The 23,681-nt window shown below is 71.7% G+C and carries 18 protein-coding genes; 9 read left to right on the top strand and 9 right to left on the bottom strand.

Annotated elements, in window-relative coordinates:
- Positions 1–34: 34 nt before the first annotated feature.
- The 3 genes from AB0B91_RS25770 to AB0B91_RS25760 all read right to left on the bottom strand — a co-directional run bounded on the left by AB0B91_RS25770 (position 35) and on the right by AB0B91_RS25760 (position 2,507).
- Positions 35–487: a hypothetical protein gene (locus AB0B91_RS25770; protein ID WP_358324368.1), complete on the bottom strand. Its 453-nt coding sequence runs from the start codon at positions 485–487 to the stop codon at positions 35–37.
- A 5-nt stretch (positions 488–492) separates the two neighbouring features.
- On the bottom strand, positions 493–1,074 hold the full coding sequence (locus AB0B91_RS25765; protein ID WP_358324365.1) for a sigma-70 family RNA polymerase sigma factor: 582 nt from the start codon (positions 1,072–1,074) through the stop codon (positions 493–495).
- Positions 1,075–1,148: 74 nt separating this feature from the next.
- Entirely contained in the window at positions 1,149–2,507 is a 1,359-nt protein-coding gene (locus AB0B91_RS25760) for a S8/S53 family peptidase (RefSeq protein ID WP_358324363.1), read from the bottom strand.
- Between the two features lie 115 nt (positions 2,508–2,622).
- On the opposite strand from AB0B91_RS25760, the gene AB0B91_RS25755 reads away from it, so the two are divergent.
- The 7 genes from AB0B91_RS25755 (at position 2,623) to AB0B91_RS25725 (ending at position 11,988) form a co-directional block, all read left to right on the top strand.
- Positions 2,623–5,496, top strand: a complete 2,874-nt coding sequence (locus AB0B91_RS25755; protein WP_358324360.1) for a CHAT domain-containing tetratricopeptide repeat protein — start codon at positions 2,623–2,625, stop codon at positions 5,494–5,496.
- Between the two features lie 212 nt (positions 5,497–5,708).
- Positions 5,709–6,560 carry a terpene synthase family protein gene (locus tag AB0B91_RS25750; RefSeq protein WP_358324357.1) on the top strand — a complete coding sequence of 284 codons (852 nt, stop codon included), beginning with the start codon at positions 5,709–5,711 and terminating at the stop codon, positions 6,558–6,560.
- 284 nt (positions 6,561–6,844) lie between these two features.
- Positions 6,845–7,438, top strand: a complete 594-nt coding sequence (locus AB0B91_RS25745; RefSeq protein WP_358324354.1) for an ATP/GTP-binding protein — start codon at positions 6,845–6,847, stop codon at positions 7,436–7,438.
- Between the two features lie 23 nt (positions 7,439–7,461).
- Positions 7,462–7,950: an Lrp/AsnC family transcriptional regulator gene (locus AB0B91_RS25740; RefSeq protein WP_358324351.1), complete on the top strand. Its 489-nt coding sequence runs from the start codon at positions 7,462–7,464 to the stop codon at positions 7,948–7,950.
- 55 nt (positions 7,951–8,005) lie between these two features.
- Positions 8,006–8,890 (top strand): IclR family transcriptional regulator, encoded by an 885-nt coding sequence (locus tag AB0B91_RS25735; protein ID WP_358324348.1) that lies wholly within the window; start codon positions 8,006–8,008, stop codon positions 8,888–8,890.
- Between the two features lie 60 nt (positions 8,891–8,950).
- Entirely contained in the window at positions 8,951–10,426 is a 1,476-nt protein-coding gene (gene glpK, locus AB0B91_RS25730) for a glycerol kinase GlpK (RefSeq protein ID WP_358324344.1), read from the top strand.
- Positions 10,423–11,988 carry a glycerol-3-phosphate dehydrogenase/oxidase gene (locus tag AB0B91_RS25725; RefSeq protein WP_358324341.1) on the top strand — a complete coding sequence of 522 codons (1,566 nt, stop codon included), beginning with the start codon at positions 10,423–10,425 and terminating at the stop codon, positions 11,986–11,988. Before glpK ends, AB0B91_RS25725 begins: the two co-directional genes overlap by 4 nt.
- Before the next feature lie 126 nt (positions 11,989–12,114).
- On the opposite strand, the gene AB0B91_RS25720 is transcribed toward AB0B91_RS25725, so the two are convergent.
- The 6 genes from AB0B91_RS25720 to AB0B91_RS25695 are packed head-to-tail and all read right to left on the bottom strand — an operon-like array spanning position 12,115 to position 18,832.
- Positions 12,115–13,209: a BadF/BadG/BcrA/BcrD ATPase family protein gene (locus AB0B91_RS25720; protein ID WP_358324338.1), complete on the bottom strand. Its 1,095-nt coding sequence runs from the start codon at positions 13,207–13,209 to the stop codon at positions 12,115–12,117.
- Positions 13,194–14,453, bottom strand: coding sequence for a 6-phospho-beta-glucosidase (locus AB0B91_RS25715; RefSeq protein WP_358324334.1), 1,260 nt, complete (start codon positions 14,451–14,453; stop codon positions 13,194–13,196). The genes AB0B91_RS25720 and AB0B91_RS25715 overlap by 16 nt, the downstream gene beginning before the upstream one ends.
- A complete protein-coding gene (locus AB0B91_RS25710) occupies positions 14,450–15,340 on the bottom strand; it encodes a carbohydrate ABC transporter permease (RefSeq protein ID WP_358324331.1) in 891 nt (296 codons plus the stop codon). Before AB0B91_RS25710 ends, AB0B91_RS25715 begins: the two co-directional genes overlap by 4 nt.
- Positions 15,340–16,263 (bottom strand): sugar ABC transporter permease, encoded by a 924-nt coding sequence (locus AB0B91_RS25705; protein WP_358324328.1) that lies wholly within the window; start codon positions 16,261–16,263, stop codon positions 15,340–15,342. The genes AB0B91_RS25710 and AB0B91_RS25705 overlap by 1 nt, the downstream gene beginning before the upstream one ends.
- 1 nt (position 16,264) lies before the next feature.
- Entirely contained in the window at positions 16,265–17,602 is a 1,338-nt protein-coding gene (locus AB0B91_RS25700) for an ABC transporter substrate-binding protein (protein ID WP_358324325.1), read from the bottom strand.
- Between the two features lie 24 nt (positions 17,603–17,626).
- Positions 17,627–18,832 (bottom strand): ROK family transcriptional regulator, encoded by a 1,206-nt coding sequence (locus AB0B91_RS25695; RefSeq protein WP_358324322.1) that lies wholly within the window; start codon positions 18,830–18,832, stop codon positions 17,627–17,629.
- 292 nt (positions 18,833–19,124) lie between these two features.
- Between AB0B91_RS25695 and AB0B91_RS25690 the strand changes: the two genes are divergently transcribed.
- A complete protein-coding gene (locus tag AB0B91_RS25690) occupies positions 19,125–21,356 on the top strand; it encodes an AAA family ATPase (RefSeq protein WP_358324319.1) in 2,232 nt (743 codons plus the stop codon).
- A 560-nt stretch (positions 21,357–21,916) separates the two neighbouring features.
- Positions 21,917–23,668, top strand: a complete 1,752-nt coding sequence (gene lnt / locus AB0B91_RS25685; RefSeq protein ID WP_358324317.1) for an apolipoprotein N-acyltransferase — start codon at positions 21,917–21,919, stop codon at positions 23,666–23,668.
- Positions 23,669–23,681 lie beyond the last annotated feature (13 nt).

Raw genomic sequence — 23,681 nt, 5'->3', positions numbered from 1 at the left:
GCGCCGGAGGAGGGGACCGGCGCGGCGTCGTGCCCTAGAGACGTGTCCACGAGGTGACGATCGGCGCGCCTCCGTCAGGGGTGACGCGGAGCCGTAGCGGGCCGCGGGTCAGGCCCTCGGCGGTGAAGCGGCCCAGCTCGTCGGAGCGTACGCGCAGCTCCTCGTCACGCCGCTGGACATCGATCTCCGCGGGCCCCTCCGGCGACAGCCGCCCCACCACCCGGGCCGCGAACACCTCCAGCTCCACCGCCACGCCGCCCGCCTCGAACGTGAGCAGCCGCGGCAGCCCGGCGCCCCTGACCCTGGTCGAGGGCTCCTCGTCCCAGGAGTCGAAGGTGAGCGCGGCCAGCTCGGCGTCCAGGGTTCTCAGTGTGAACGCCTGCATGGCGTCGTCGAGCAGCGCGGGAGGTACGGGGTCGAGCAGGCCGGCGATCTCGCGCAGTTCGTCCTCCAGCTCGTCTTCCAGGTCGAAGCCCTCATCGTCCATATGCCTCACCTGCGTATTCCGGTCACTCCGCGTTCGGCCACCAGCGTGCGCAGCCGCTGGAGGCAGCGCGCCCTGATCGGGCCGATGCTGCCCACCGCGATGCCCAATCCTGACGCGATCTCCTGATAGGTGGGGCGCGGCGAGGCGATCAGCAGCCGCAGCAGGCGGCGGCAGCGGTCCGACAGCTCCTCGAAGGCGCCCCACATCACCAGCGCGCGCTCGGCGTCGGCGATGGCCTCCTCCGCCTCCAGGATCAGGTGCTCGGGGGAGCGCTCGTCGATGTCCATCCCCAGCAGCCCCATGTCGCTGACGGGCGTGGCCCGCCCGCTCGCGCGGATCACCCGCAGCGCCTCGTGCCGGGCCGTGCTGGCCAGCCAGGCGCCCACCTTGTCCGGATCCCTGAGCCTGGTGAGGTGCTCCGCCAGCCGGAACCACGTCGTCTGGCAGACGTCCTGCGCGTCGGACCCGTTGACGAGATAGGCACGCGCCACCGCCCACACCAGACCGCTGTGGCGCTGGTAGAGCTCCTTCCAGGCACCGGCGTCCCCGTCCGCGGCTGCTCTGACGAGGGCTGCGGTGTCGTCCACGGCGGTCCTTCCCTGTCCTGGAGCGGGATGCTCATGATATTTCGTGAGACGCTCCAGAACAGGGAGTGGTTGAGTCATCGCAGAAAACCACTGAGATCAGGTATCGCCAGCTGTCCCGAGATGAGGTCCCCGGCTGCCCGCCGTGAGGTCACCCCGGCCTCGGACATGCGCGCCGCGATGAGACCGGCGATGAACGGCGTGGCGAACGACGTGCCGCTCCACTGCGCGATCCCGCTGAACTTGACCACGTCCCCCTCCGACAGCGGCGCGACGCAGGTGCAGCCCGGATACAGCGGGACGACCGGGTGGAAGCGGCAGGTCGTGTTGTGCGGGTAGTCGTACTCGTAGTCACCCGAGGTGTAGGCGTTGACCAGCCGCTCTCCCGGCGCGAACACCGTCACCCAGTCACCGTGGTTGCTGAAGCACGCCCGGCCGAGCCCGTCCTCGCGCAGCGCGCCGACCGACAGGATCACGTCGCCGGTGGCGTTCACCGCCTCCGCGGCGAACGCGGCCGGCCAGAACGGCACGGTCTCGCCGTCGTTGCCGGCCGCGGCCACCAGGAGCGTCTCGGGGTGGTCGGCCAGTTCGCCGATGAAGTCGGTCAGGCCGAGCAGCGCCTGGGCGTCGTTCGTCCTGGTGCCCGCCGACAGTGACAGCACGTCGGGCCAGCCGTGGGTGTCGAGCGTCTGCAGGAGGAGCAGGCCGAGCTGGTCCTCCTCGACCGCGCCGCCGTACGGGAAGCCGTTGTAGACGCGTACATCCGTGCTGGGAGCCACGCAGCGCAGTACGCCCGCGATGAACGTGCCGTGGCCGACGTACGGCTTGATGAAGCCGTCGGCGTCCACCTCTTCGGCCTGGGTGGTGACGTCGCCGTCGACCATCGGGATGTTCGGCTGGCCGGAGCTCTGCGCCAGCCACTGGTGGTCGAGGTAGTCGTGCACGAGCCCGGTGTCGATCACCGTGACGTGCGCGTCCTCGCCCCGGTCGCGGCCGGCGATCGGCGGCTTGAGCGGCTCGCCGCTGGGCACCGGCTCGTCACCCGGGCACAGGTTGACGCCCGAGACCGTGACGAAGTGGACCAGCGTGCTCTGGATCCCGGCCTCCCTGAGCAGGGCGAGGCTGCGGAAGACGTCCCGGGAGCCGATGGACAGCCTGCGTACCGTGACCCGCCGCGCGTCCTGGTCCGGGGGCCAGACCACGCGGACCGGCTGCCCCGACGGAAGGGCGGACTGGAGGCGGTCGATGGCACGTTCCACGTCGGGCGCGCGGACCAGGAGGTGCTCGGCGAGATAGGCGAAGCGCGGGAGGACGTCGGACTCCGGGGTCGCGCCCTGCGGCCCGGCCACGGCCAGCCTGCCCTCCGGCAGCGCCTCGTTGAGGATCTCGAGCTGCTCCCAGAAACGCATGTCGCGTCCGTGGCGTGGTGTGCTCATCTTTCGGGGCCTCCTCGGTGGGTGACTGCGGGCTTGCCATGTATGAGCGGCGTACCGCGTCCCTGATACACGTGCCGCATGGACGCCCGGATGGGCCGCGTTTACCATCGACTCCGTGTCTGGGGAAACGGCGAGGGATTCCCGGATTCCGGCTGATCCGCACGATGTGCTGGCCATGGTCTTCGCGCGTCCGCGACAGGCCATGACGGCCGCCACGGCCATGCTCGCCGACGGGCGGGGGCCGTACGATGCCTCGATCGCGCATCAGGCGATCGGCATCCTGCGCCGCGAGTTCGGCGACCTCGACGCGGCGATCCGCGAACTTCGGCAGGCGGTACGGCTGGCGCGGCGCTCCGGCTCGCCCGACCGCGAGGCCGACGTGCTGGCCACGCTCGGCATCGCCCTCCTTCAGCACGGCCGTACCAGGGCCGGCCTGTCCGCGCTCGACAGGGCGGCCGCCCTCTCCAGCGGCACCACCAGGGCGCGGGTGCTGTTCAGACGCGCGGGTGCCCGATGGATCCTCGGCCGGCACGGTGAGGCGTTCGACGACCTGGAGATCGCCGCCCCGGCGCTGCTCGGCGCGGGCGACACCGTCTGGGCGGCCCGCGCGCTGACCCTGCGCGGGCACGTCCGGCTCGCGCGCGGCTCGGTCGCCCTGGCCGACGAGGACTTCCGGGTGGCCCAGCGGATGTTCGCCACCACCAGCCAGGAACACGACTCGGTGGTCGCCATCCAGAACCGCGGGGTCGTCGCCTTCAGGGCGGGTGACCTGCCGGTCGCGCTGGATCTGCTGGACGAGGCCGAACGGGGTTTCCAGGCGCTCGGCACCCCGATGTTCGACCTGGCCGCCGACCGGTGCGCGGTGCTGCTGGCGGCCGGGCTCGCGCGTGACGCGCTGGAGCAGGCCGACGGTGCGCTGGGGCACCTGGCGCGGCTCCGGGGGCAGGCGACCATGCGGGCCGAGCTGCTGCTCATCGCCGCGCGGGCCGGGCTGCTGGCCGGGGATCCGGGTACGGCCCGGGCGCGGGCGGGGGAGGCGCGGGCCCTGTTCGCCGGCCAGCGCCGCGCCTGGTGGGCGGCACACGCCCAGCTCATCCTGGTCCAGGCCGGGTTCGCCGAGGCCGTGGCATCGACTGGTGGCGCGGCGCCCTCCGGTCCTTGGGCCGGCCGGTTGCTTGGTGGCGGGTCCGGCCCTTCGGTGAGTGGTGCGGCGTCGGTTGGGCGGGCGGCCGGTGGTGTGGCGGCCTCCGGGCCGTTGGTCGGGCAGCCCGCCGGTGGTGTGGGTTCAGGGGATGGGGTGGTGTCTGCCAGGGCGCTGGCCGAGGCCGGGCGGTTGGCCGCCAGGCTGGCGGGGCTCGGCTCGCCTGAGGTGTGGCAGGCTCACCTGCTCGCCGGCCGTACGGCGCTGGTGCTCGGCAGGGGGCGGGAGGCGGATCATCATCTGGCGGAGGCGGCGCGGGCCCGGCACCGTGGTCCCGCGACGGCCAGGGCGGGTGGCTGGCTGGCCGAGGCGCTGCGGGCGGAGGCGGCGGGGCGGCCCCGGCGGCTGCTGCACGCCTGCCGGGCGGGACTGGCGCTGATCGAGGAACACCGGCTCGCGTTCGGCTCGTCGGAGCTGCGGGCCCTGGCGACCGCGCACGGCGCCGAGCTGGTCACGCTCGCCCAGCGGCACTGGCTGCGCGTGGGACGGCCCCGGCGGCTGCTCGCCTGGACCGAACGGTGGCGGGCGACCTCGCTGGACGTGCCTCCCGTACGCCCGCCCGACGACCATTGGCTGCTCGCCCAGCTCGCCGCGCTGCGCGAGACCGACCACCTGCTGGGCCGGGCACGGTCCGAGGGCAGCTCGTCGGCGGCCACGCTGGAACGCGACCGGGACCGGCTGGAGGCGCGGGTGCGGGCCGCCACACTGCGCGTACGCGGCGCCGGGGCCCGCGACGACGACCCGGGCCCGGGCGGCCGGCGGCTGCTGGCGGCGATCGGCGGCGGCCGGCTGGTCGAGCTGGTGGTGGTCGACGGGGTGCTGTACGCGCTGCTGTGCGGTGACGGCCGGGTACGCCGGTTCACGGTCGGTCCCGTGGCGGCGGCCGTCACGGAGATCGAGTTCGCCAGATCGCGACTGCGGCGGCTGGCCTACCAGGACCGCGCGGCCCCCCAGGAGCTCGCCCGCCTCGGCGACCGGCTGCAACGCGCCCTCCTGGGACCGGTAGCGACACGTCTCGGCAACGAGCGGCCGGACGGCGCGTCGGCAGGCGATGGGCGGCCAGGCGACGGCTGGCCAAGCGACAGGCAGCCGAGCGACGGACGGCCGTGCGGTGAGCCGCTGGTCGTGGTGCCGGCGAGCACGCTGCACGGGGCGCCCTGGGCGTTGTTGCCCGCGTTGCGCCGCAGGGCCTTTAGCGTGGCGCCGTCGGCGGCGGCGTGGCTGCGCGCCAGGACGGCCGTCCCGCCCGCCGACGGCGGTGTGGTGCTCGTACGCGGGCCCGGCGTGGCGAACGCCGACGGCGAGGTGCGCTCCATCGCCGAGCTGTACCGCGAAGCCGCGGGACTCGCCACCGTGCTGGCCGATGGCTCGGCGACGGCCCAGGGCGTGCTGGCGGCCATCGACGGCTGCCGTCTCGCGCACCTGGCGGCGCACGGGACGTTCCGGGCCGACAGTCCGCTGTTCTCCTCGCTGCTGCTGGACGACGGCCCCCTCACCGTGTACGACCTCGAACGGCTGCGCCGCGCCCCCTACCGGCTCGTGCTGTCGAGCTGCGACTCCGGGCAGGTCGCTGCGGTGGGGGCCGATGAGGTGCTCGGGCCGGCCACCGCGCTGCTCCGCCTCGGCACGGCCGGCATCGTGGCCAGTGTCGTGCCGGTGAACGACGCGGCGGCGGTGCCCGTCATGGTGGCCCTGCACGACGGGCTGCGGCGCGGACTCAGCCTGGCGGAGGCGCTCCGCGCGGCCCGCGGCGACGACGTCTCGTTCATCGCGATCGGGGCGGGCTGAGAACAGTGGCTGACAGGCGGGCCGACTCGGTGGATGCTGGCACATGGACGCTGACACTCTCGATGACATGGAGGTGACAGTGCGGGGTTACAGGGTGGTGTCCCCGCCTTGATCGAATGTGATTGATCATGTGAGAATTCGCCAGTAGAGGCAGCAATGCCGGTTGGGGGGGTCGTCGCCCATGATCCGCATGCCCATGGGATGGCTCTAGGATGGCGGACGACGAGCTGGACGAGGCGTTCGAGCTCGGCATGGCGTGCGCACTGGCCGCGGAGTGCGGCAGGGATCTACGTCGGTGCGCCCAGATGTACCGCGGGCTGTTCCCGCCGGCGGCCTTCGACGCGGACTTCTACGCCGCTCTGGCGCTGACCGGTGCCTTCAGCGCCCCGTGGGCCACGTCCAACGCGCTCAAGATCGTCAATCGGACCGCGCTCTGGGTGTCGGCCGTCGACCGGCTGGTGGACCACACGACGACGACGCGTTCCCAGGTGACCGCCCTGGCCCGCGACTGCCTGGCGGTGGCCGACGGCGCGGTGCCACGGGCGGCGGTCACCCGGTTCCTGGCCGACCTGCGTGACGAGCTGGCGACGGTCAAGGACTTCGAGGACCATCGCGTGCTCTGGCGGGATCAGCTGGCCGGCATGTTCGAGGCGATGGCCAGGGCGTGGGTGTGGCGCGACACCCAGGTCATCCCCACCTTCGCCCGCTACCTGGACAACGCCGACAGCCGGGGATCCTGCTTCGTGGACCTGTCGCACTGGATCTACGCGGGCGACGAGTGGGCCCGGCATCATCTGGGGGAGCTGCGGGCCGTCAGCGCGCACGTGCAGCGCTACCTGCACCTGCTGGGCGACCTCGCCTCCTACCGCAGGGACGTCAGCTGGGGCGACCTCAACGTGCTCATGCTCGGCGTCAGCCGCACCGAGGTCACGGACGCGATGGCGGAGCTGGCGCGTGAGGCTCTGGAGCTGCTCAAGCCGGTACGCGAGCGCAGCCCGCGCACCGCCGTGTACCTGCGGCGGCAGATCGGGTTCAACGCGGGGCTGCACGGCATTTCCGGCTAGGCCCTCTGAAGCCGTTACGGTCTCGCAACCTGCCATGACAGGGGCCTTTACCGCAGTGGACAGCAGGAGCGAATAACTGGTCTAGATACGACAAACCATGACATATTCATTCCTGAGGATGATTGTGGCTTGAGTGGAATATGTGGCGTTGCTAGGGTGTCTCGATGCCAGGCATGTGATTCGACCTTTTCTCTGCGCCTTGACAGGTTCCACTGACCACGGCTCCTCGGGGCGGATTTGTGCATGCGCGGCACGGCCGCGGAGGGATGTACAGGCGGTGCTGGATGGACTTCGGTCGTACTGATCGATGGAGGTTGCCGACCGCGATCAAGATCCTGATCGCGGGCGGGTTCGGCGCGGGCAAGACGACGATGGTGGGCGCGGTCTCCGAGACCCGTCCGCTGCGTACGGAAGAAGCGCTGACGCACATCGGCACGGACATCGACGACCTCTCGGGTGTCGAGGCCAAGCCGACCACGACCGTGGCCATGGACTTCGGCCGGATCACGATCCGGGACGACTACATGCTGTACCTGTTCGGCACGCCCGGGCAGGAACGGTTCTGGTTCGTGTGGGACGAGCTGGCGATGGGCGCGCTCGGGGCGGTGGTCCTGGCCGACACGCGACGGCTGGCCGACTGCTTCCCGGCCATCGACTACTTCGAGCGGCGCGGGCAGCCGTTCGTGGTGGCGCTCAACTGCTTCGAAGGCGCGCGCCCGTTCACCGTCGGCGAGGTACGGCAGGCGCTCGGCCTCGACCCGGACATCCCGATCGTGCGCTGCGACGCCCGCAGGCGGGATTCCGGCCGGGAAGTGCTCATCACGCTGGTCGAACATGCCATGAACAGAGGTGCCACCCCGGTCGGGACCATGTCGTGACCACGACCGGCTACCTTTGACCGATGGAGGAGATCGACCGCCAGATCATCACGCTGCTGGCCCGCGACGGCCGGATGAGCTTCACCGATCTGGCCAGGGAGACCGGGCTGTCGGTGTCCGCCGTGCACCAGCGGGTCCGCCGCCTGGAAAAGCGCGGGGTCGTTCGCGGTTATGCCGCGATCATCGACTATGACGCGATCGCGCTGCCGATGACGGCGTTCGTGTCCATCAAGCCGATCGACCCGGCCGCGCCCGACGACGCGCCCGAGCGGCTGGCCCACCTGACCGCGATCGAGGCGTGTCACAGCGTGGCGGGCGACGAGAGTTACATCCTCAAGGTGCGTGTCGCCACGCCGCTGGCGCTGGAGGAGTTGCTGCAGCACATCCGCGCGTCGGCGAACGTCTCCACGCGCACCACCGTCGTGCTGAGCACCCCGTACGAGCACCGGCCGCCCGAGGTGGCGGCCGACGGCGCCGACGAGCCGATGTCCAGCCCCGCGCCCCCTTCCTGATGACAGTTCACGCTGCATCTGTTCGGCATTGCCGAACCACGGTACGGTGTGGGGCGTGGGAGAGACCATCCAGTCCGTCGAACGGGCCGCCGGCATCCTGAGGCTGCTCGCCTCCGGCCCGCGCGAGCTGGGCGTGGCCGAGCTGGCCCGGGCGATGGGCCTGCCCAAGGGCACGCTGCACGGCATCCTGCGCACGCTGGTCCATGTCGGCTTCGTCGAGCAGGACGCCGCCACGGGCCGCTACCGGCTCGGCGGCACGCTGCTGCACCTGGGCAGCAGCTACCTCGACGTCAACGAGCTGCGCACCCGCTCGCTCAACTGGGCCGACGCCCTGGCCGGGCGGAGCAGGGAGAGCGTGTGGATCGGCACCGCGCACGAGGGCGGCGTCCTGGTGGTCCACCACGTGTTCAGGCCCGACGACAGCATGCAGGTCCTGCAGGTCGGCACGTTGCTGCCCGCGCACGCGACCGCGCTCGGCAAGGTCCTGCTCGCCTACGACCCGTACGGCGACGCGGGGGCGGCGTTCGACCCGCCGTCCGGCGCCACGCCTCACGCGTCCGCCAACACGCCTCACGCGTCCGGCGGGGCGCCCCATGCGACCGCCGAGACGTCCCACGCGAGCGCCACGGCGACACGCGGCGACGAGCCCGCCGTCGAAGGGCTGCCCGCCTTCACGCCCAGGACCATCACCGGCGCCGACGACCTGGCCAAGGAGCTGGAGCTGGTCCGCGGCCGGGGCTGGGCCTGCGACGTGGAGGAGCTGGTCGAGGGCGAGGTCTCCATCGCCGCCCCGATCAGGGACGGCCGCGGCGTCACCGTCGGCGCCATCGGCGTCAGAGGCGCCGTCGAACGGCTGGCCGACGACGGCGAGCCGCGCATCACGATCGTCTCCTACGTCCGCGACGCCGCCCGCGCCATCACCCGCGACCTGAGCCGGTGACGTGTTGAGACGCCAAGCAAACCCGTTCGGCAATGCCGAACACATCGAAGTGAGGAAGCCGTGCCCCGACCGCAGTACGTAGCCGCCATCGACCAGGGCACCACGTCCAGCAGGTGCATGGTGTTCGACCAGGACGGCCGGATCGTCTCGGTGGCGCAGCGGGAGCACCGGCAGATCTTCCCCAGGCCCGGCTGGGTCGAGCACGACGCCGCCGAGATCTGGGACGCCGTCCAGGGCGTGGTGGCCGACGCCGTCACCGGCAGCGGGATCGACTTCGCCCAGCTCGTCGCCCTCGGCATCACCAACCAGCGCGAGACCACCGTCCTGTGGGACCGCCACACCGGGCGGCCCGTGGCCAACGCGATCGTCTGGCAGGACACCCGTACCGACGCCCTGGTCAGGTCCCTGTCGGAGCACGAGGAGCTCTTCCGCGAGCGGGCCGGGCTGCCGCTGGCCACCTACTTCGCCGGGCCGAAGATCCGCTGGCTGCTCGACGAGACCCCCGGGCTGCGGGAGCGGGCCGAGCGCGGCGACGTGCTGTTCGGCACCGTGGACAGCTGGCTGATCTGGCGGCTCACCGGCCGCCACGTCACCGACGTCACCAACGCCAGCCGCACCATGCTGATGAACCTGCGCACGCTGAGCTGGGACGACGAGCTGCTCGCCGCGCTCGGCGTGCCTCGCGCGATGCTGCCGGAGATCCGCCCCTCCGCCGAGGTGTACGGCACGGCCGACGGCGGCGTGCCGGTGGCGGCGGCGCTGGGTGACCAGCAGGCGGCCCTGTTCGGCCAGACCTGCTTCGGCCCGGGCGAGACCAAGAGCACCTACGGCTCCGGCAGCTTCCTGCTGATGAACACCGGCACCGAGCCGGTCGCCTCCAAGCACGGGCTGCTCACCACCGTCGGCTACCAGATCGGCGACGCCCCCGCCACGTACGCGCTGGAGGGCTCGATCGCCGTCACCGGCTCGCTCGTGCAGTGGCTGCGCGACAACCTCGGCCTGATCTCCAGCGCCGCCGAGATCGAGACCCTCGCGGGCACCGTCGAGGACAACGGCGGCTGCTACTTCGTCCCCGCGTTCTCCGGCCTGTTCGCCCCGCACTGGCGCTCCGACGCGCGCGGCGTGATCGCCGGGCTGACCGGGTTCGTCACCAAGGGGCACATCGCGCGGGCCGTGCTGGAGGCGACCGCCTGGCAGACGCGCGAGGTGGTCGACGCGATGAACGCCGACGCCGGGCTCGCGCTCACCTCGCTGCGCGCCGACGGCGGCATGACCGCCAACAACCTGCTCATGCAGATCCTCGCCGACGTGCTCGCCGTGCCGGTGGTGCGGCCGATGGTGTCGGAGACCACCTGCCTGGGCGCCGCCTACGCGGCCGGGCTGGCCACCGGCTACTGGCCCGACACCGACAGCCTGCGCGCCAACTGGCACAAGGCGGCCGAGTGGCGGCCGAAGATCGGCCAGGACGTGCGCGACAGCGAATACCGCAACTGGCGCAAGGCCATCGAACGCAGCCTCGACTGGAGCACCCCATGACCACGATCGCCTCCCGCGCCGAGACCCGCGAGGAGCTGTCCAGGGGCACCTATGACCTGCTGGTCATCGGCGGCGGCATCCTCGGCACCTCGGTCACCTGGATGGCCGCCCAGGCGGGCCTGCGCGTCGCCATGGTCGACGGCGGCGACTTCGCCGGCGCCACCTCCAGCGCCTCCTCCAAACTCGTCCACGGCGGCCTGCGCTACCTGCAGACCGGCAACGTCAAGCTGGTCGCCGAGAACCACCGCGAACGCCGGGCGCTGGCCGGCGACATCGCCCCCCACCTGGTCAAGCCGCTCACCTTCGTGGTGCCGGTCTACCGGGGCGGCCCGCACGGCGCCGCCAAGCTGGGCGCGGGCGTGTTCCTCTACTCGGCGCTGTCGGTGTTCGGCGACGGGCTCGGCCGGGTCATCACCGCCAACCAGGCGCTGGCTCGGGTGCCCGCGCTCCGGCCCGAGGGGCTGCGCGCCGCCGCCGTCTACGGCGACCACCAGATGAACGACAGCAGGGTCGCGGTGATGACCGTGCGCGCCGCCGTCGACGCGGGCGCGGTCGTGCTCAACCACGCCGAGGTCGTCGGCCTGCGCGAGAGCGGCGGCACGGTCTCAGGGGCGGAGCTGTGCGACCGGCTCGACGGCACCGAGTTCGGCGTCGACGCCCGCCTCGTGCTGAACGCCACCGGCCCGTGGGTCGACCACCTGCGCCGCATGGAGGACCCCGGCGCCGCGCCGAGCATCCGCCTGTCGAAGGGCGCCCACCTGGTCATGCGCCGCCACGAGCCGTGGAAGGCGGCCCTGACCACGCCGATCGACAAGTACCGCGTGTCCTTCGCCGTCCCGTGGGAGGACCACCTGCTGCTCGGGACCACCGACGAGGCCTACGAGGGCGACCCCGCCGGCGTGCGCGCCACCGACGCCGACGTGGCCCAGATCCTCGACGAGGCCGGGCACGCCGTACGCGACTCGCAACTGCGGCGCGAGGACATCACCTACGCCTTCGCCGGGCTGCGCGTGCTGCCGGGCGGTCCCGGCGGCGTGTCGTCGGCCAAGCGGGAGACGGTGCTCAGCCGGGGCAAGGGCGGCATGCTGTCGGTGGCCGGCGGCAAGTGGACCACCTACCGGCACATCGGCAAGGTCGTCCTCGACACGCTCGCCCACCTGCCTGGCCACCCGCTCGGCGACGACCTCGCGGCCATCCTGCCCGCCATGCCGCTGCCCGGCCTGGCCAGCCCCGACGCGGTCGCGATGCGCCTGTGGACCGACCGCGACCCGGGCGCCCGGATGGACCCGCTGGTGGCCCGCCACCTCGCCTCGCACTACGGCTCGATCGCGTTCGACCTGGCCAGGCTCATCCGGGACACGCCCGCGCTCGGCGAGCGCATCCATCCGGACGGGCCGGACATCTGGGCGCAGGCGGTCTACGCGCGCGACCACGAGTGGGCGGCGACGGTCGACGATGTCGTACGGCGCCGCACCACCCTCACGGTCCGCGGCCTCGACACCCCCGACGTCCGGACCCGAGTCGAGACGCTCCTCACCGGCGGCCCGGTCCCGGCGTCGTGACCGCTGCCGGTCCTGGCGTCGTGACCTCGGCGTCGTGGCCGCTGCCGCGACCGCCGCTGTGACCGCAGCCGGTCCCGGCGCCGTGACCGCCGTCGTGGTCGCTGTCGTGATCGCTTCCAGGGCCTGTCAGGCCCGTTCGTAGCGGGCGCGCAGGCGGGCCTTGGCCAGGTCCGTCGCGCCCAGGTGCTCCAGGCCGTTGAGAGCGGCGCCGACGATGGGCGGGACGTCCACCACCAGGATCTTGGCCCGGGGCGCCCTGGCGGCGAACGAGGCGTCCAGGAGGGCCGTCAGGAGCGGGTCGCGGGCCTGGAGGATGCCGCCGCCCAGCACCACCTCCGTGGGCGTCTCCAGCAGGTCCAGGCGGCGCAGGCAGACCTCCGCCAGCACGGTGATCTCCTCCGCCTGGCGTTCCACCAGCGATCTGGCGATCGGGTCGCCCGCCGCGGCCGTCGCGAAGACGCCCGGGGTGAGCTCGTGCAGGCGGGACTCGTCCAGACGGCCGAAGTGGATCTCCAGGATCAGCTCCTCGACCGTGCCCACGGCGAAGTGCCGTGTGCACAGTTCCGCCAGCGCGGTCGAGGGCCCGCGACCGTCCTCGGCGCGGGCGGCGTGCCACAGCGCCTCCTCCGCGATGCCCTGGCCGCCGCCCCAGTCGCCGCTGAGGTGGCCGAGCGCGGGGAAGCGGGTCACCTCGCCGGTGGGGGAGACGCCGACCGCGTTGATGCCCGCGCCGCACACCACGGCCACGCCCCAGGGACCCGACGCGCCCGCCCGGAGTACGGCGAAGGTGTCGTTGCGGACGGAGATGTCCGGGCCGAAGCCCCGGCGGGCGAACTCGTGGGCCAGGGCCTCCTCCTCGACCGGCAGGTCGGCCCCCGCCAGATAGGCCGCCACATGATCGAACCGGCCCAGGACGGTGGGCCGGTCGGGGAAGTGGTCCGGGCCTGACGCGTCGTTGGGGGAGTTGTCCGGGCCGGGCGCGTCGGGGGAGCGGTCCGGGCCGGGTGCGCCGCCCAGGGGTACCTGCGCGAGCGCCTGCCGTACCGCCTCCTCCACCACGTCCAGCGCCGCCGCCACGCCCTCGCTCTGCGGCGCGAACGGGCCCGCACGGCCGGTGGCCAGCACCTCGCCGTCCTCCGTGACCAGCGCCACGTCGGTCTTGCTGTTGCCGCCGTCGACCGCGAGGACGAGCCTGCGGTGCTCCACTACCTCACCGTCCACGGGAGGTACGCGCGGTTGGCCTCCAGCAGCAGGCCGGTCAGCTCCTCCGCGGTGGCGTCCTGGCCGATCAGGGGATGGGCCAGCAGGGCGTCACGGACCCGGTCCGCACCGCCGTTCCGAGCCGCCTCCAGGGCGAGCGTCTCGTAGGCGGACACGTGCGCGATCAGCCCCGCGTACAGCGGCTCGACCGGCGGTACCGGCAGCGGCTCGGCGCCCGTGGCGGAGACGGCCGCGGGCACCTCGATCACCGCGTCGTCGGCCAGGAAGGGCAGCGTGCCGCGGTTGCGGACGTTCACCACGTGGGTGCCGGGGCGGTCGCCGAGCAGGGAGGCGATCAGCGCGACCGCCGCCTCGGAGTAGTACGCGCCGCCCCGCTCGCCCAGCAGCACCGGCTTCTCGACGACCGACGGGTCGGCGTACATCTCCAGCAGCCGGGTCTCCATCGCCGCCACCTCGGCCGCGCGCGACGGCTTGGCCCGCTGCTCCTCCACCACCGCGTCATGATCGTAGAAATAGCGCAAATAGTACGACGGCACCACACCGAGCCGGCGCAGCAGCGCGGGACGCAGCGCAAGGTCGTCGGCCAGCGACTCCGCGTGCGCGGCGAGCAACGCGGGCAGCACGTCCTCGCCGTCCAGGTACACGGCCCGTTCCCAGGTCAGGTGGTTGAGCCCGACGTGGCCGAGCGAGATCCGCGACGGTGGCACGCCCAGCGCGGCGGCGAAGCGGCGCTGGAAGCCGATCGCCACGTTGCACAGCCCGATCGCCCGGTGCCCGGCGTCCAGGAGCGCGCGGGTGACGATGCCCACCGGGTTGGTGAAGTCGACGATCCACGCCTCCGGCGCGTGCGTACGGACCGTCTCGGCGATGTCCAGCACGATCGGCACCGTGCGCAGCGCCTTGGCCAGCCCGCCCGCGCCGGTCGTCTCCTGCCCCACGCAGCCGCACCGCAGCGGCAGCGTCTCGTCCACGTCGCGCGCCGCCTGCCCGCCCACCCGCAGCTGGAACAGGACGGCCTGCGCCCCCGAGACGCCCTCCTCGACCGAGGAGGTGGCCAGCACCCGGGCCGGATGCCCGGCATGGGCAAGCATGCGGCGCGCCATCCCGGAAACGACCTCAAGTCGCGATAAATCGGGATCTATCAGTGAGATTTCCGTGACCGGCAGCTCGTCGCGGAGCCGCGCGAACCCGTCGATCAGCTCGGGCGTGTACGTCGAGCCGCCCCCCACCACGGCCAGTTTCAACCCTTCACTCCTGTCAATGTCACGCCCTCGATGAAGACCTTCTGGGCGAAGAAGAACACGATGATCACCGGCGCCATGACGAGCAGCGTGGCCGCCATGGTCAGGTTCCACTGCACGCTGTGCAGCGCCTTGAACGAGGCCAGCCCCACCGACAGGGTCCAGCTGTCGACGTTGGTGGCGGCGTACAGCAGCGGCCCGTAGTAGTCGTTCCAGCAGTAGAAGAACTGGAACAGCGCCACCGCCGCGATGCCCGGCTTGGCCATCGGCAGGACCACCCGGATGAGTGTCCTGAAGTCGGTGCAGCCGTCCACCCGCGCCGCGTCGGTGTAGTCGCGCGGGATGGAGAGAAGGAACTGCCGCAGCAGGAAGATCGAGAACGCGTCGCCGAGCAGCATCGGCAGGATCAGCGGCAGCAGCGTCCCGGTCAGGTTCAGCCGCGCCCAGATCAGGTAGATCGGCACCGCGACCACCTGGGGCGGCAGCATCATCATCGTGATGACCAGCAGGAACGCCACCCTGCGCCCGCGAAAGCGGAACCGGGCCAGCGCGTAGGCCACCGGGATCGACGACAGCAGCGTGAACAGCGTGCCGAGCCCCGCGTAGATCATCGTGTTGCGCAGCCACAGCAGGATCGGCGACTTGGCGAACACCTCGCCGAAGTTGGCCCAGTTCCAGGTGTGCGGCCACAGCTCGTCGGTCAGCGTCTGATTGTCGGACATGACCGCCGTCAGCAGGACGAAGACCAGCGGCCCGATGAACGCGATCCCCAGCGCGACGGCCGTCGCGTGCGTCGCGATCCAGTACAGCACCTTCTTGGCACGGCCACGCCGGACCCGGACGCGCCGCCCCGCCGCCTGGGAGGACGGCGCCAGCAGTGTGGCGGTCATCAAGCCACCTCCTCGAACCCGCGGAACTGCCGCAGCAGGACCAGTGTGAACACCATCGACGCCGCGAACAGCACCAGCGCCAGCACGCAGGCGTAGCCCATCGTGTAGTCACGGAAGCCCGTCTGGAACAGCCACTGCGGCAGCGTCAGCGTCGACATCTCCGGATACCCGGGCACGAACGAGGTGCCCGGCGCGTCGGTGACGCCCGCCGCGACCCGGGAGGCGATCATCGCCTGGGTGAAGTACTGCAGCGTGTAGATGACCCCGGTCACCGCCGAGAACATCAGCACCGGACGGATCGTCGGCAGCGTGATGCTGCGGAACTGCCGCCACGCCCCGGCCCCGTCGATGGCCGCCGCCTCGTACAGGTGCCGGGGCACGTCCAGCAGCGCCGCCAGGAAGATCACCATGATGTTGCCGACGCCCCACATGGCCAGCAGCGTCAGCCCCGGCTTCGACCAGTCCTTGTCGCCGAACCAGTCGGGCCCGGAGATGCCGACCAGCGCGAGGATCCGGTTGAACGGCCCGGTGGCCGGGTTCAGCAGGAAGACGAAGGCCACCGTCCCCGCCGTCACCGGCACCAGCGACGGCAGGTAGAACAGCGTGCGGAAGAACCCCACGCCGGACTTCAGCTTGGTGATCAGCTGCGCCACGCCCAGGGCGAACAGCACCTGGGCGGGCACCATGACGGCCACCAGCCACGCCGTGTTCCGGATCGAGAGCCAGGCCCGGTCGTCCTGGAGGAAGTAGCGGTAGTTGTCCAGGCCGTTGAACTTCAGCGAGAACAGGTCGTAGTTGAAGAAGGAGAAGTAGACGGTCGCCAGCAGCGGGTAGGCGAAGAACACCCCGAAGCCCACCAGCCACGGCGACAGCCACAGCAGGGCCCGGAGCCCCTCCCGGCGCCTGAGAGGTACGGACGCCACGTCAGCCGCCCGACAGCTTGAACTTGGCGTCGATGGTCTTGTCGACGCCCTTCAGCCCCGCGTCCAGGTCCTTGACCGAGCCCTTCTCCCACGAGGTGATGAACCCTTGCAGCGCCTCCTGGTTGAACACGCTGTTGACGTGCGCCGGGATCGTGCTCGTCTTCGGGTTGGCGAAGATGTCGAGGAAGGTCTGGAAGTGCTCGTCCTTCTTCAGCGCGGGCGATTCCAGCGCGGCCCTGGTGGTCGGCACGTTGCGGATCGCGTTGGCCAGCGTGACCAGCGCGTCGGTGTCGGTGGTCAGGTACTTCACCAGTGCCCAGGCGGCCTCGGGGTTCTTGGCGCCCTTCGGCACGCCGATCACGGTGCCCGCGGTGAAGCCGCTGCCGTACAGGTCGGGCTTGCTGTCGTCGACCGGCATGGGGGCGGTGCCGTAGTCGAGCTTCGGCGCCTCGTTGGCGATCATGGCCACCCGCCACTCGCCGTCGATGCCCATGGCGACCTTGCCCTGGTAGAAGGGGTGCTTGCCGGAGAACTCGTCGCCCAGGCCCTTGCGGAACTTGTCCAGGTTCGCGTAGCCGTACCAGTCGATGAGATCCTTCTGCCACTTCAGCAGGGTCTTCCAGGCGGGGTCGGAGCCGATCGCCGAGGTGCCGTCGGGGTTGGTCCACTTGGCGCCGACCATCGCGCTCCAGTGACCCGCGGTGTTCTCGTAGTACTGGCCGCTCGGGATGAACCCGGCGACCTTGATGGTGCCGTCCGGGTTCCTGACCGTGAGCTCCTTGGCCAGCTTGGTCAGCTCCGACAGGGTCTTGGGCGGCTGGTGGCCCTTCATCAGGGCCTTGTTGTAGTAGAGGCCGTACGCGTCGGTCAGCAGCGGCATCACGCACCGCTTGCCCTCGTACTGCGTGTAGTCGTTCACCACCGGCGGCAGGCCCGACAGGTCGACGCCGTCCTGCTTGATCACCGGGTTGAGGTCCTGGAAGACCCCGCTCTTGCACCAGGTCGCCACCGAGTCGGTGGTGAAGGAGGAGGCCACGTCCGGCGGGCGGCCACCGCGTACGGCCTGCGTGATCTGCTCGTCCTGCACGCCCTTGACCAGCTTGACCTTGATCTGCGGGTACTTCTTGTTGAACCCGGCGATGGCGTCGGTGAACGCCTTCACCTCCGAGTCCGCCGAGAACCCGTGCCACAGCTCGATGGAGGCGGCCGGCAGCGCCGTGGGCGCGGTATTGGTGGGTTTGGACTGAGAACCGAGGGCGGGACCGCCCTCTTTACCCGCGGTACACGCGGCCAGGCTCAGGATGGCGAGCCCTGCGGCCGCCAGGGGAACGAAGCGCACAGGGGTGCCTCCTCATGGTGTGTCTCATGATGTCGGGACCGTTGACCCGAAAACCTCGTCGCGGACGAGGTCCAGGGCCAGGTCGAGGGCGCCGGCGAGGACGGGGTTGCCTTCGACGGACGACAGGCGCAGCCGGGGCCGCGGAATGGTCAGCGCGTGCAGCTCGTGCTCGACCAGCTCGCGCAGGGGTTCGCCGCCCGACAGCACCACGCCGCCGGTCAGCACGATGAGGCCGGGATCGATGACGGAGGTGATGGCGGCCAGGCCCACCGCCAGCCGCGCGGCGATGTCGCGCAGCCCCGCCCGTGCGTCGTCGGCCTTCTGGCCCGTCTGGTGCTCGTCCGCCGCGCGCACCGCGTTCGCGATGGCCTGGCGGAAGTCCGTGCCGCGCACGCCGTACGAGCGCAGCAGTTTCAGTACGGCGGGGCCGCCGGTGAGCGCCTGGTAGCCGTGGTTGGCGTACCGTCCCGCCTCGCGGGCCGTCGGCGCGCCCGGGGTCGGCATGTAGCCGACCTCGCCCGCGCCGCCGGTGGCGCCCCTGTGCATCCGCCCGCCCAGCACGATGGCCGAGCCGATGCCCTCGTCCGCCCACAGCAGCACGAAGTCGGAGTCGCCGCGGGCGGCGCCGTGCGCCATTTCGGCCAGTGCCACCAGGTTGACGTTGTTCTCCACCGACACCGGCACGCCGAGTCCCTCGGCGAGCGTCGGCACCAGGTCGCCGATCTGCCAGCCCGGCATGTCCTTGGCGGTGGCGTAGCCGAGCCGGCCGGTGGACGGGTCGATCGCCGCCTGCACGCCGATCACCACCCGGCGCAGCGGGCCGGGTGAGCCCGCGCCGTCGAGCGCCGCGCGCAGCCGGGCGACCAGCTCGCCGCCCGGCCGGCGCGGCGTGGGCAGCGTGTACGAGCCCACGGTCGTGCCGGCGATGTCGGCGATCCTGGCCTCGATCCGGGCGGGCGTGACGTCCAGCGCGCCCACGTAGGCCGCGGCCGGATTGATCCGGTAGACCTCCGCGGTACGGCCGGGCAGCCCCTCCCTGATGCCGTCGAGCACCACCAGCCCGGCCTCCTGGAGGCGGGACAGCAGTTGCGAGGCCGTCGGCTTCGACAGGCCGGTCAGGGTGCCGATCTCGGGGCGGGTCAGCGGGCCGCGTTCGAGGAGGGCCTGCAAGGCCGCGCGATCGTTGATCGCGCGTAGCAGACTGGGAGTCCCCGGCACCGGACCGCTCACGTTCACCCCTTGGCTCGAAGTTAGGAAACTTTCCTAACTTGATGCGAACCTAAGAGTCTGGACGGTTTCGGTCAAGGGGTGAAACCAAGCCGTGACCGGATGCGGGGAAGGACATCAGGCGAGAGGATGGGAGTGCCTCAACAGGCGTGCTAATGTCGTCGTTTGTCGTAACAACAAGCAGAATGGCCCGGAGTGTCCCATTAACAACAATAATGGTCAGGCGGCAACTCGTCAAACGGAGCTGGCAAGGGAGCAGGAGTACGTCGCCCGCCTCTATGCCCGCCTCGACGCGTTGCGTGAACGCACCCAGAGCCAGCTGAAGGAGGTGCTCGGCGCCGGCGCCGTCGGCACGTTGCAGAACAGGTCGGAGCGCGACACGTTCGCCGGGATGTACGCCTCCCGGCTGGCCCGGCTGTGGGCGGTGGAGCGCGGGCTGGTCTTCGGCCGTCTCGACCACGTCGACGAGGGCAGGCTCTACATCGGCAAGCTCGGCCTCACCGACGACGAGCAGGAGCGGCTGCTCATCGACTGGCGCGCGCCCGTGGCCCAGCCGTTCTACCGCGCCACCCCGGCCGCGCCGATGGGCCTGACCCGGCGGCGGCACCTGCAGACCAAGGGCCGCGTGGTCATCGGCGTCGACGACGACCTGCTCGACTTCGACACGCTGACCGACGAGGACCGCGCCACGCTCAACGGCGAGGCCGCGCTGCTGGCCGCCCTCGACGAGCGGCGCACCGGCCGGATGCGGGACATCGTCGCCACCATCCAGGCCGAGCAGGACCGCGTCATCCGCGCCGACCTCAACGGCGTGCTGGTCGTCCAGGGCGGCCCCGGCACCGGCAAGACCGTCGTGGCCCTGCACCGCGCCGCGTACCTCCTCTACACCCACAGGGAGCGCCTGGAGCGCCGCGGCGTGCTGATCCTCGGCCCCAACCTCACCTTCCTGCGCTACATCGAGCAGGTGCTGCCCTCGCTCGGCGAGACCGACGTGCTGCTGTCGACGGTCGGCGAGCTCTACCCCGGCCTGACGGCCACCGCCAGGGAGCGGCCCGACGTGGCCGCGATCAAGGGTGACATCCGCATGGCCGAGGTGATCGAGCGGGCCGTACGCGACCGGCAGCGGGTGCCCCGCAAGCCCGTCGAGCTGAACCTGGGCCGCTACGCCCTCACCATCGACCGCAACATGCTCGAAGCGGCCAAGAACAAGGCCACCCGCTCGCGCCGCCCGCACAACCAGGCCCGCGCGGTGTTCGTCAGGTCCATACTCAACGCCCTGGCCAGGCAGGCGGCCAGGAAGCTCGGCAAGGGCCTCATCGACGACGACGAGCTGGCCGACCTGCGTGAGGAGCTGCGCACCGAGCAGCCGGTCAAGACCGCTCTCAACCGGCTCTGGCCGTACCTGACCCCGCAGCGCCTGCTCCTGGGCCTGTACGCCTCGCCGGAGCGGCTCGACCACGCCGCCTCGGCCCTGACGCCGGAGGAGCGCGCGCTGCTGCGCCGTGACGGAGGGGAGTGGACCGAGTCCGACGTGCCGCTGCTCGACGAGGCGGCCGAGGTGCTCGGCGAGATCGACGAGCAGGTGCTGCGCGCCAGCGCCCTGCAGGCCGAGGAGGACCTGGCCGCGGCCAGGCAGGCGGCCGAGCACGAGCGCGAGGCGGAGCTCGCCTACGCCCGGGAGGTGCTCGAGCTGACGGGCCTGTCCGACGTCATGGAGGCCGAGCGCCTGGCCGAGCGCCAGCGCGGGGAGGGCCCCTACCTCACCACGGCCGAGCGCGCCGCCGCCGACCGCGCCTGGGCCTACGGCCACGTGATCGTGGACGAGGCGCAGGAGCTGTCGTCCATGGCCTGGCGGGTGATCATGCGGCGGGTGCCCACCCGGTCGATGACGATCGTCGGCGACATCGCGCAGACCGGCTCGACGGCCGGGGCCCGATCGTGGAACCAGGTGCTCGACCCCTACGTGGCGGGACGCTGGCGCCAGGAGCGGCTCACCGTCAACTACCGCACGCCGGTGGAGCTCATGGAGGTCGCCGCCCGGGTGCTGGCCACCATCGACCCGGCGCTCGAGGCGCCCACCTCGGTCCGCGACACCGGCGCGGAGCCCTGGTCGGCGCCGCTGTCCGCGCTGCCCGAGCTGGTCAAGTCCGAGGTCGGGGAGGGCGGCAAGGTGGCCGTGGTCGTCCCCGACGCGCTGCTCGGCGAGCTCGGCAAGGCGATCTCCGACACGGTGGACGGGGCCGCCGTGGTCTCCTCCGGCGCCACCCGGGGGACCGCGGCGCTCGACGCTCCGGTGGCCGTGCTCGGCGTGGCCGATGCCAAGGGGCTGGAGTTCGATTCGGTCATCGTGGCCGAGCCCGACCTGATAGCCTCACAGTCGCCGCGCGGCCTGAGCGACCTTTATGTCGCTCTCACCCGGGCCACCCAGCGGCTCGGCGTCGTCCACGAACGGCCGCTGTCGGCCCTCCTGTCGGAGGCGCTGAGCGGCTTGCCAAGCCGTGCGTCCGGGCCGACAAATGGGCATTAGATCGCTTTAATGCGACAACGCAAGCATGTCCTACCTGCGGAAACTTGATGTTTCTGCTGATCGGGACACGGTTGACATCTGAGGTGGAGTCGGTAGTTTGCTGCGCAGTCCAGCACGGGACTTGGCCGGTTGGCCGTCTCTGACATCGTCGGATCCTGCGTCCGTGACGGAGCGTGACTTCGTCCACACAGCCAGGTGCAGGGCCGTCGGTCCGTCGAGTCGGGGCACCCCAGCCGGGCGGGGGGTTGGACCCGGGACGGGCCCGGGAGCCCAGTAGACAACGGAATTCCGCGCTCGCCGCCGACGAGACGGGTCCGGTCCGAAGGGTTTCCGGGCCCTCTTCCCTCTCGTGCGCAGGATCGCCATCAGCGCCGGGTGGTCCCGTCAGGTCACGGGATCACCCTGCCGCTCCCCGCCCGGCTTCGCTCGCCCGCTTCTGGGCCGTCCAGAGTTTGGTTACTCCTACTTCTGAGGCAACAAGGGGCCGCGACGGCCGATTCGCCGCCCGGGAGCGGTAGCGTTTTCGCAAGCAGGCGTGCGAACGGCGAGGAGAACCCCGCGTGGTGCAGGACAAGACGGGCCCACCGCCCACTGGCGGCGGGACCCCGCACATCCCTGATCCGCCCACGCCCGATTCCGGGCTTCCGGCCGCGGGCACGCCTATTCCGGCCGCGGACACGTCCGCTCCCGACGTGGACACGCCTACGTCGGCCGCTCCAGGTGTGGACGCGCCCTCTCCGGCCGTGGACACGTCCGCTCCCGTCTCCGACGCGTCCGCGCCCGCGGGGCGGGGTGTGCGGGAGTCAGGGCGGGTGCTCCTGGCTCGGGTGGCCGCCGCCGTGGCCGGTGGGGGGCTGCTGTTCCTCGCCTTCCCGCCCATCGACTGGTGGCTCGCCGCGCCGCTCGGCGTCGGGCTGATCGTCGCCGCCCTCTACGGTGTCCGCCCCCGGCGTGCCGCCTGGCTCGGCTACCTGGCCGCCGCCGTGTTCCTGTTCCCCACGCTGGCCTGGGTACGGACGATCGGTGACGACGTCTGGGTGATGCTGGTAGGGGTCGAGAGCCTGTTCTACGCCGTGATGGCCGCCCTGGCCGCGCTGGTGTTCCGGCTGCCGCTGTGGCCGTTGTGGTTCGGCGGGCTCTGGGTGGCCATGGAGTGGGCGCGCGGGCTGTTCCCCATCGGGGGCTTCCCCTGGGCGCGGCTGGCGTTCAGCCAGGGCGAGTCGCTGTTCACCGAGTACGCCGCGCTGGGCGGGGCGCCGCTCGTGTCGTTCGCCGTCGCCCTGTGCGGGGCCCTGCTGGCGTACGCGGTGCTGCGGCGGCCGGCGGAGGCCCGGCGAGTCGCGGGGCGGCTCGTCCCGGTGGCGATCGCCCTGGCCGTGCCGCTGCTGACGCTGGCCGTGCCGAGGCCGGGGGACGAGGGGCGTTCGGTCAACATCGGCATCGTGCAGGGCAACGTGCCGGGCCGGGGCATGGACATCCTGGGCGACGAACCCGCCGTTGTCCTGAAAAATCATGCCAACGAGACGAAAAAGCTGGCGCAGGCCGTACGGGATGGGAAACTCCCTAAGCCCGACCTCGTCGTCCTGCCGGAGAACTCCACCGACATCGACCCCTACCGGGACGCGGGCGCCCGCCAGATCATCGACGACTCCGTCAAGGACGTCGGGGTGCCCACGCTGGTCGGCGCGGTCGTGGCCATCGGGGACGCGAACCGGGCGACCCGCAGCCTGGTCTGGGACCCGGTGACCGGGCCCGGCGCCTACTACGACAAGCAGGATCTGGTGCCGTTCGGCGAGTACACGCCGTTCAAGGAGATCGTGCTGGCCCTGTGGGATCGGGCCGGCCTGGTGGGCAGGCAGTCGGTCGCGGGCACCAAGCCGGGCGACCTGAAGCTGGGCCCGGTGACGATCGGCGCGGTCAACTGCTACGAGGTCGCCTACGACGGCACTGTGCGCAGGACGGTACAGACCGGGGCCACGCCGCTGGTGGTGCAGACCAACAACGCCACCTACGCCGAGTCCAACCTGCCGCCGCAGCAGCTCGCCATGTCGAAGCTGCGGGCCGTCGAGCACAACCGGGCGGTCGTGACGGCGGCCACCACCGGCATCTCGGCGTACGTCACACCTGAAGGTAAGGTCTCCTGGCGGACCCGCGAGCTCGTCGCGGACATGAACGTGGTGAAGGTGCCCGTGCGCACCCAGGCGACGGTCGCGACGCAGGTCGGCGCGTTGCCGGAGTGGGCGCTGGCGTTGATGGGAGTGGCGGCCGCCGGGGTCGCCGCGTGGCGGGTCAGGGGCAAGGCGACCGCGTGAGGGATAACTGATC

The organism is Nonomuraea sp. NPDC049141 (assembly GCF_040648415.1).
GTDB lineage: Bacteria > Actinomycetota > Actinomycetes > Streptosporangiales > Streptosporangiaceae > Nonomuraea.
This window is presented reverse-complemented; position numbering and strand designations above follow the sequence as displayed.

Excerpts from the sequence above, each read along its gene's own strand:
- AB0B91_RS25770 (WP_358324368.1), bottom strand. The coding sequence starts at position 487 with ATGGACGATGAGGGCTTCGACCTGGAAGACGAGCTGGAGGACGAACTG.
- AB0B91_RS25760 (WP_358324363.1), bottom strand. The coding sequence starts at position 2,507 with ATGAGCACACCACGCCACGGACGCGACATGCGTTTCTGGGAGCAGCTC.
- AB0B91_RS25750 (WP_358324357.1), top strand. The coding sequence starts at position 5,709 with ATGGCGGACGACGAGCTGGACGAGGCGTTCGAGCTCGGCATGGCGTGC.
- AB0B91_RS25745 (WP_358324354.1), top strand. The coding sequence starts at position 6,845 with ATGGACTTCGGTCGTACTGATCGATGGAGGTTGCCGACCGCGATCAAG.
- AB0B91_RS25740 (WP_358324351.1), top strand. The coding sequence starts at position 7,462 with ATGGAGGAGATCGACCGCCAGATCATCACGCTGCTGGCCCGCGACGGC.
- AB0B91_RS25725 (WP_358324341.1), top strand. The coding sequence starts at position 10,423 with ATGACCACGATCGCCTCCCGCGCCGAGACCCGCGAGGAGCTGTCCAGG.
- AB0B91_RS25710 (WP_358324331.1), bottom strand. The coding sequence starts at position 15,340 with ATGACCGCCACACTGCTGGCGCCGTCCTCCCAGGCGGCGGGGCGGCGC.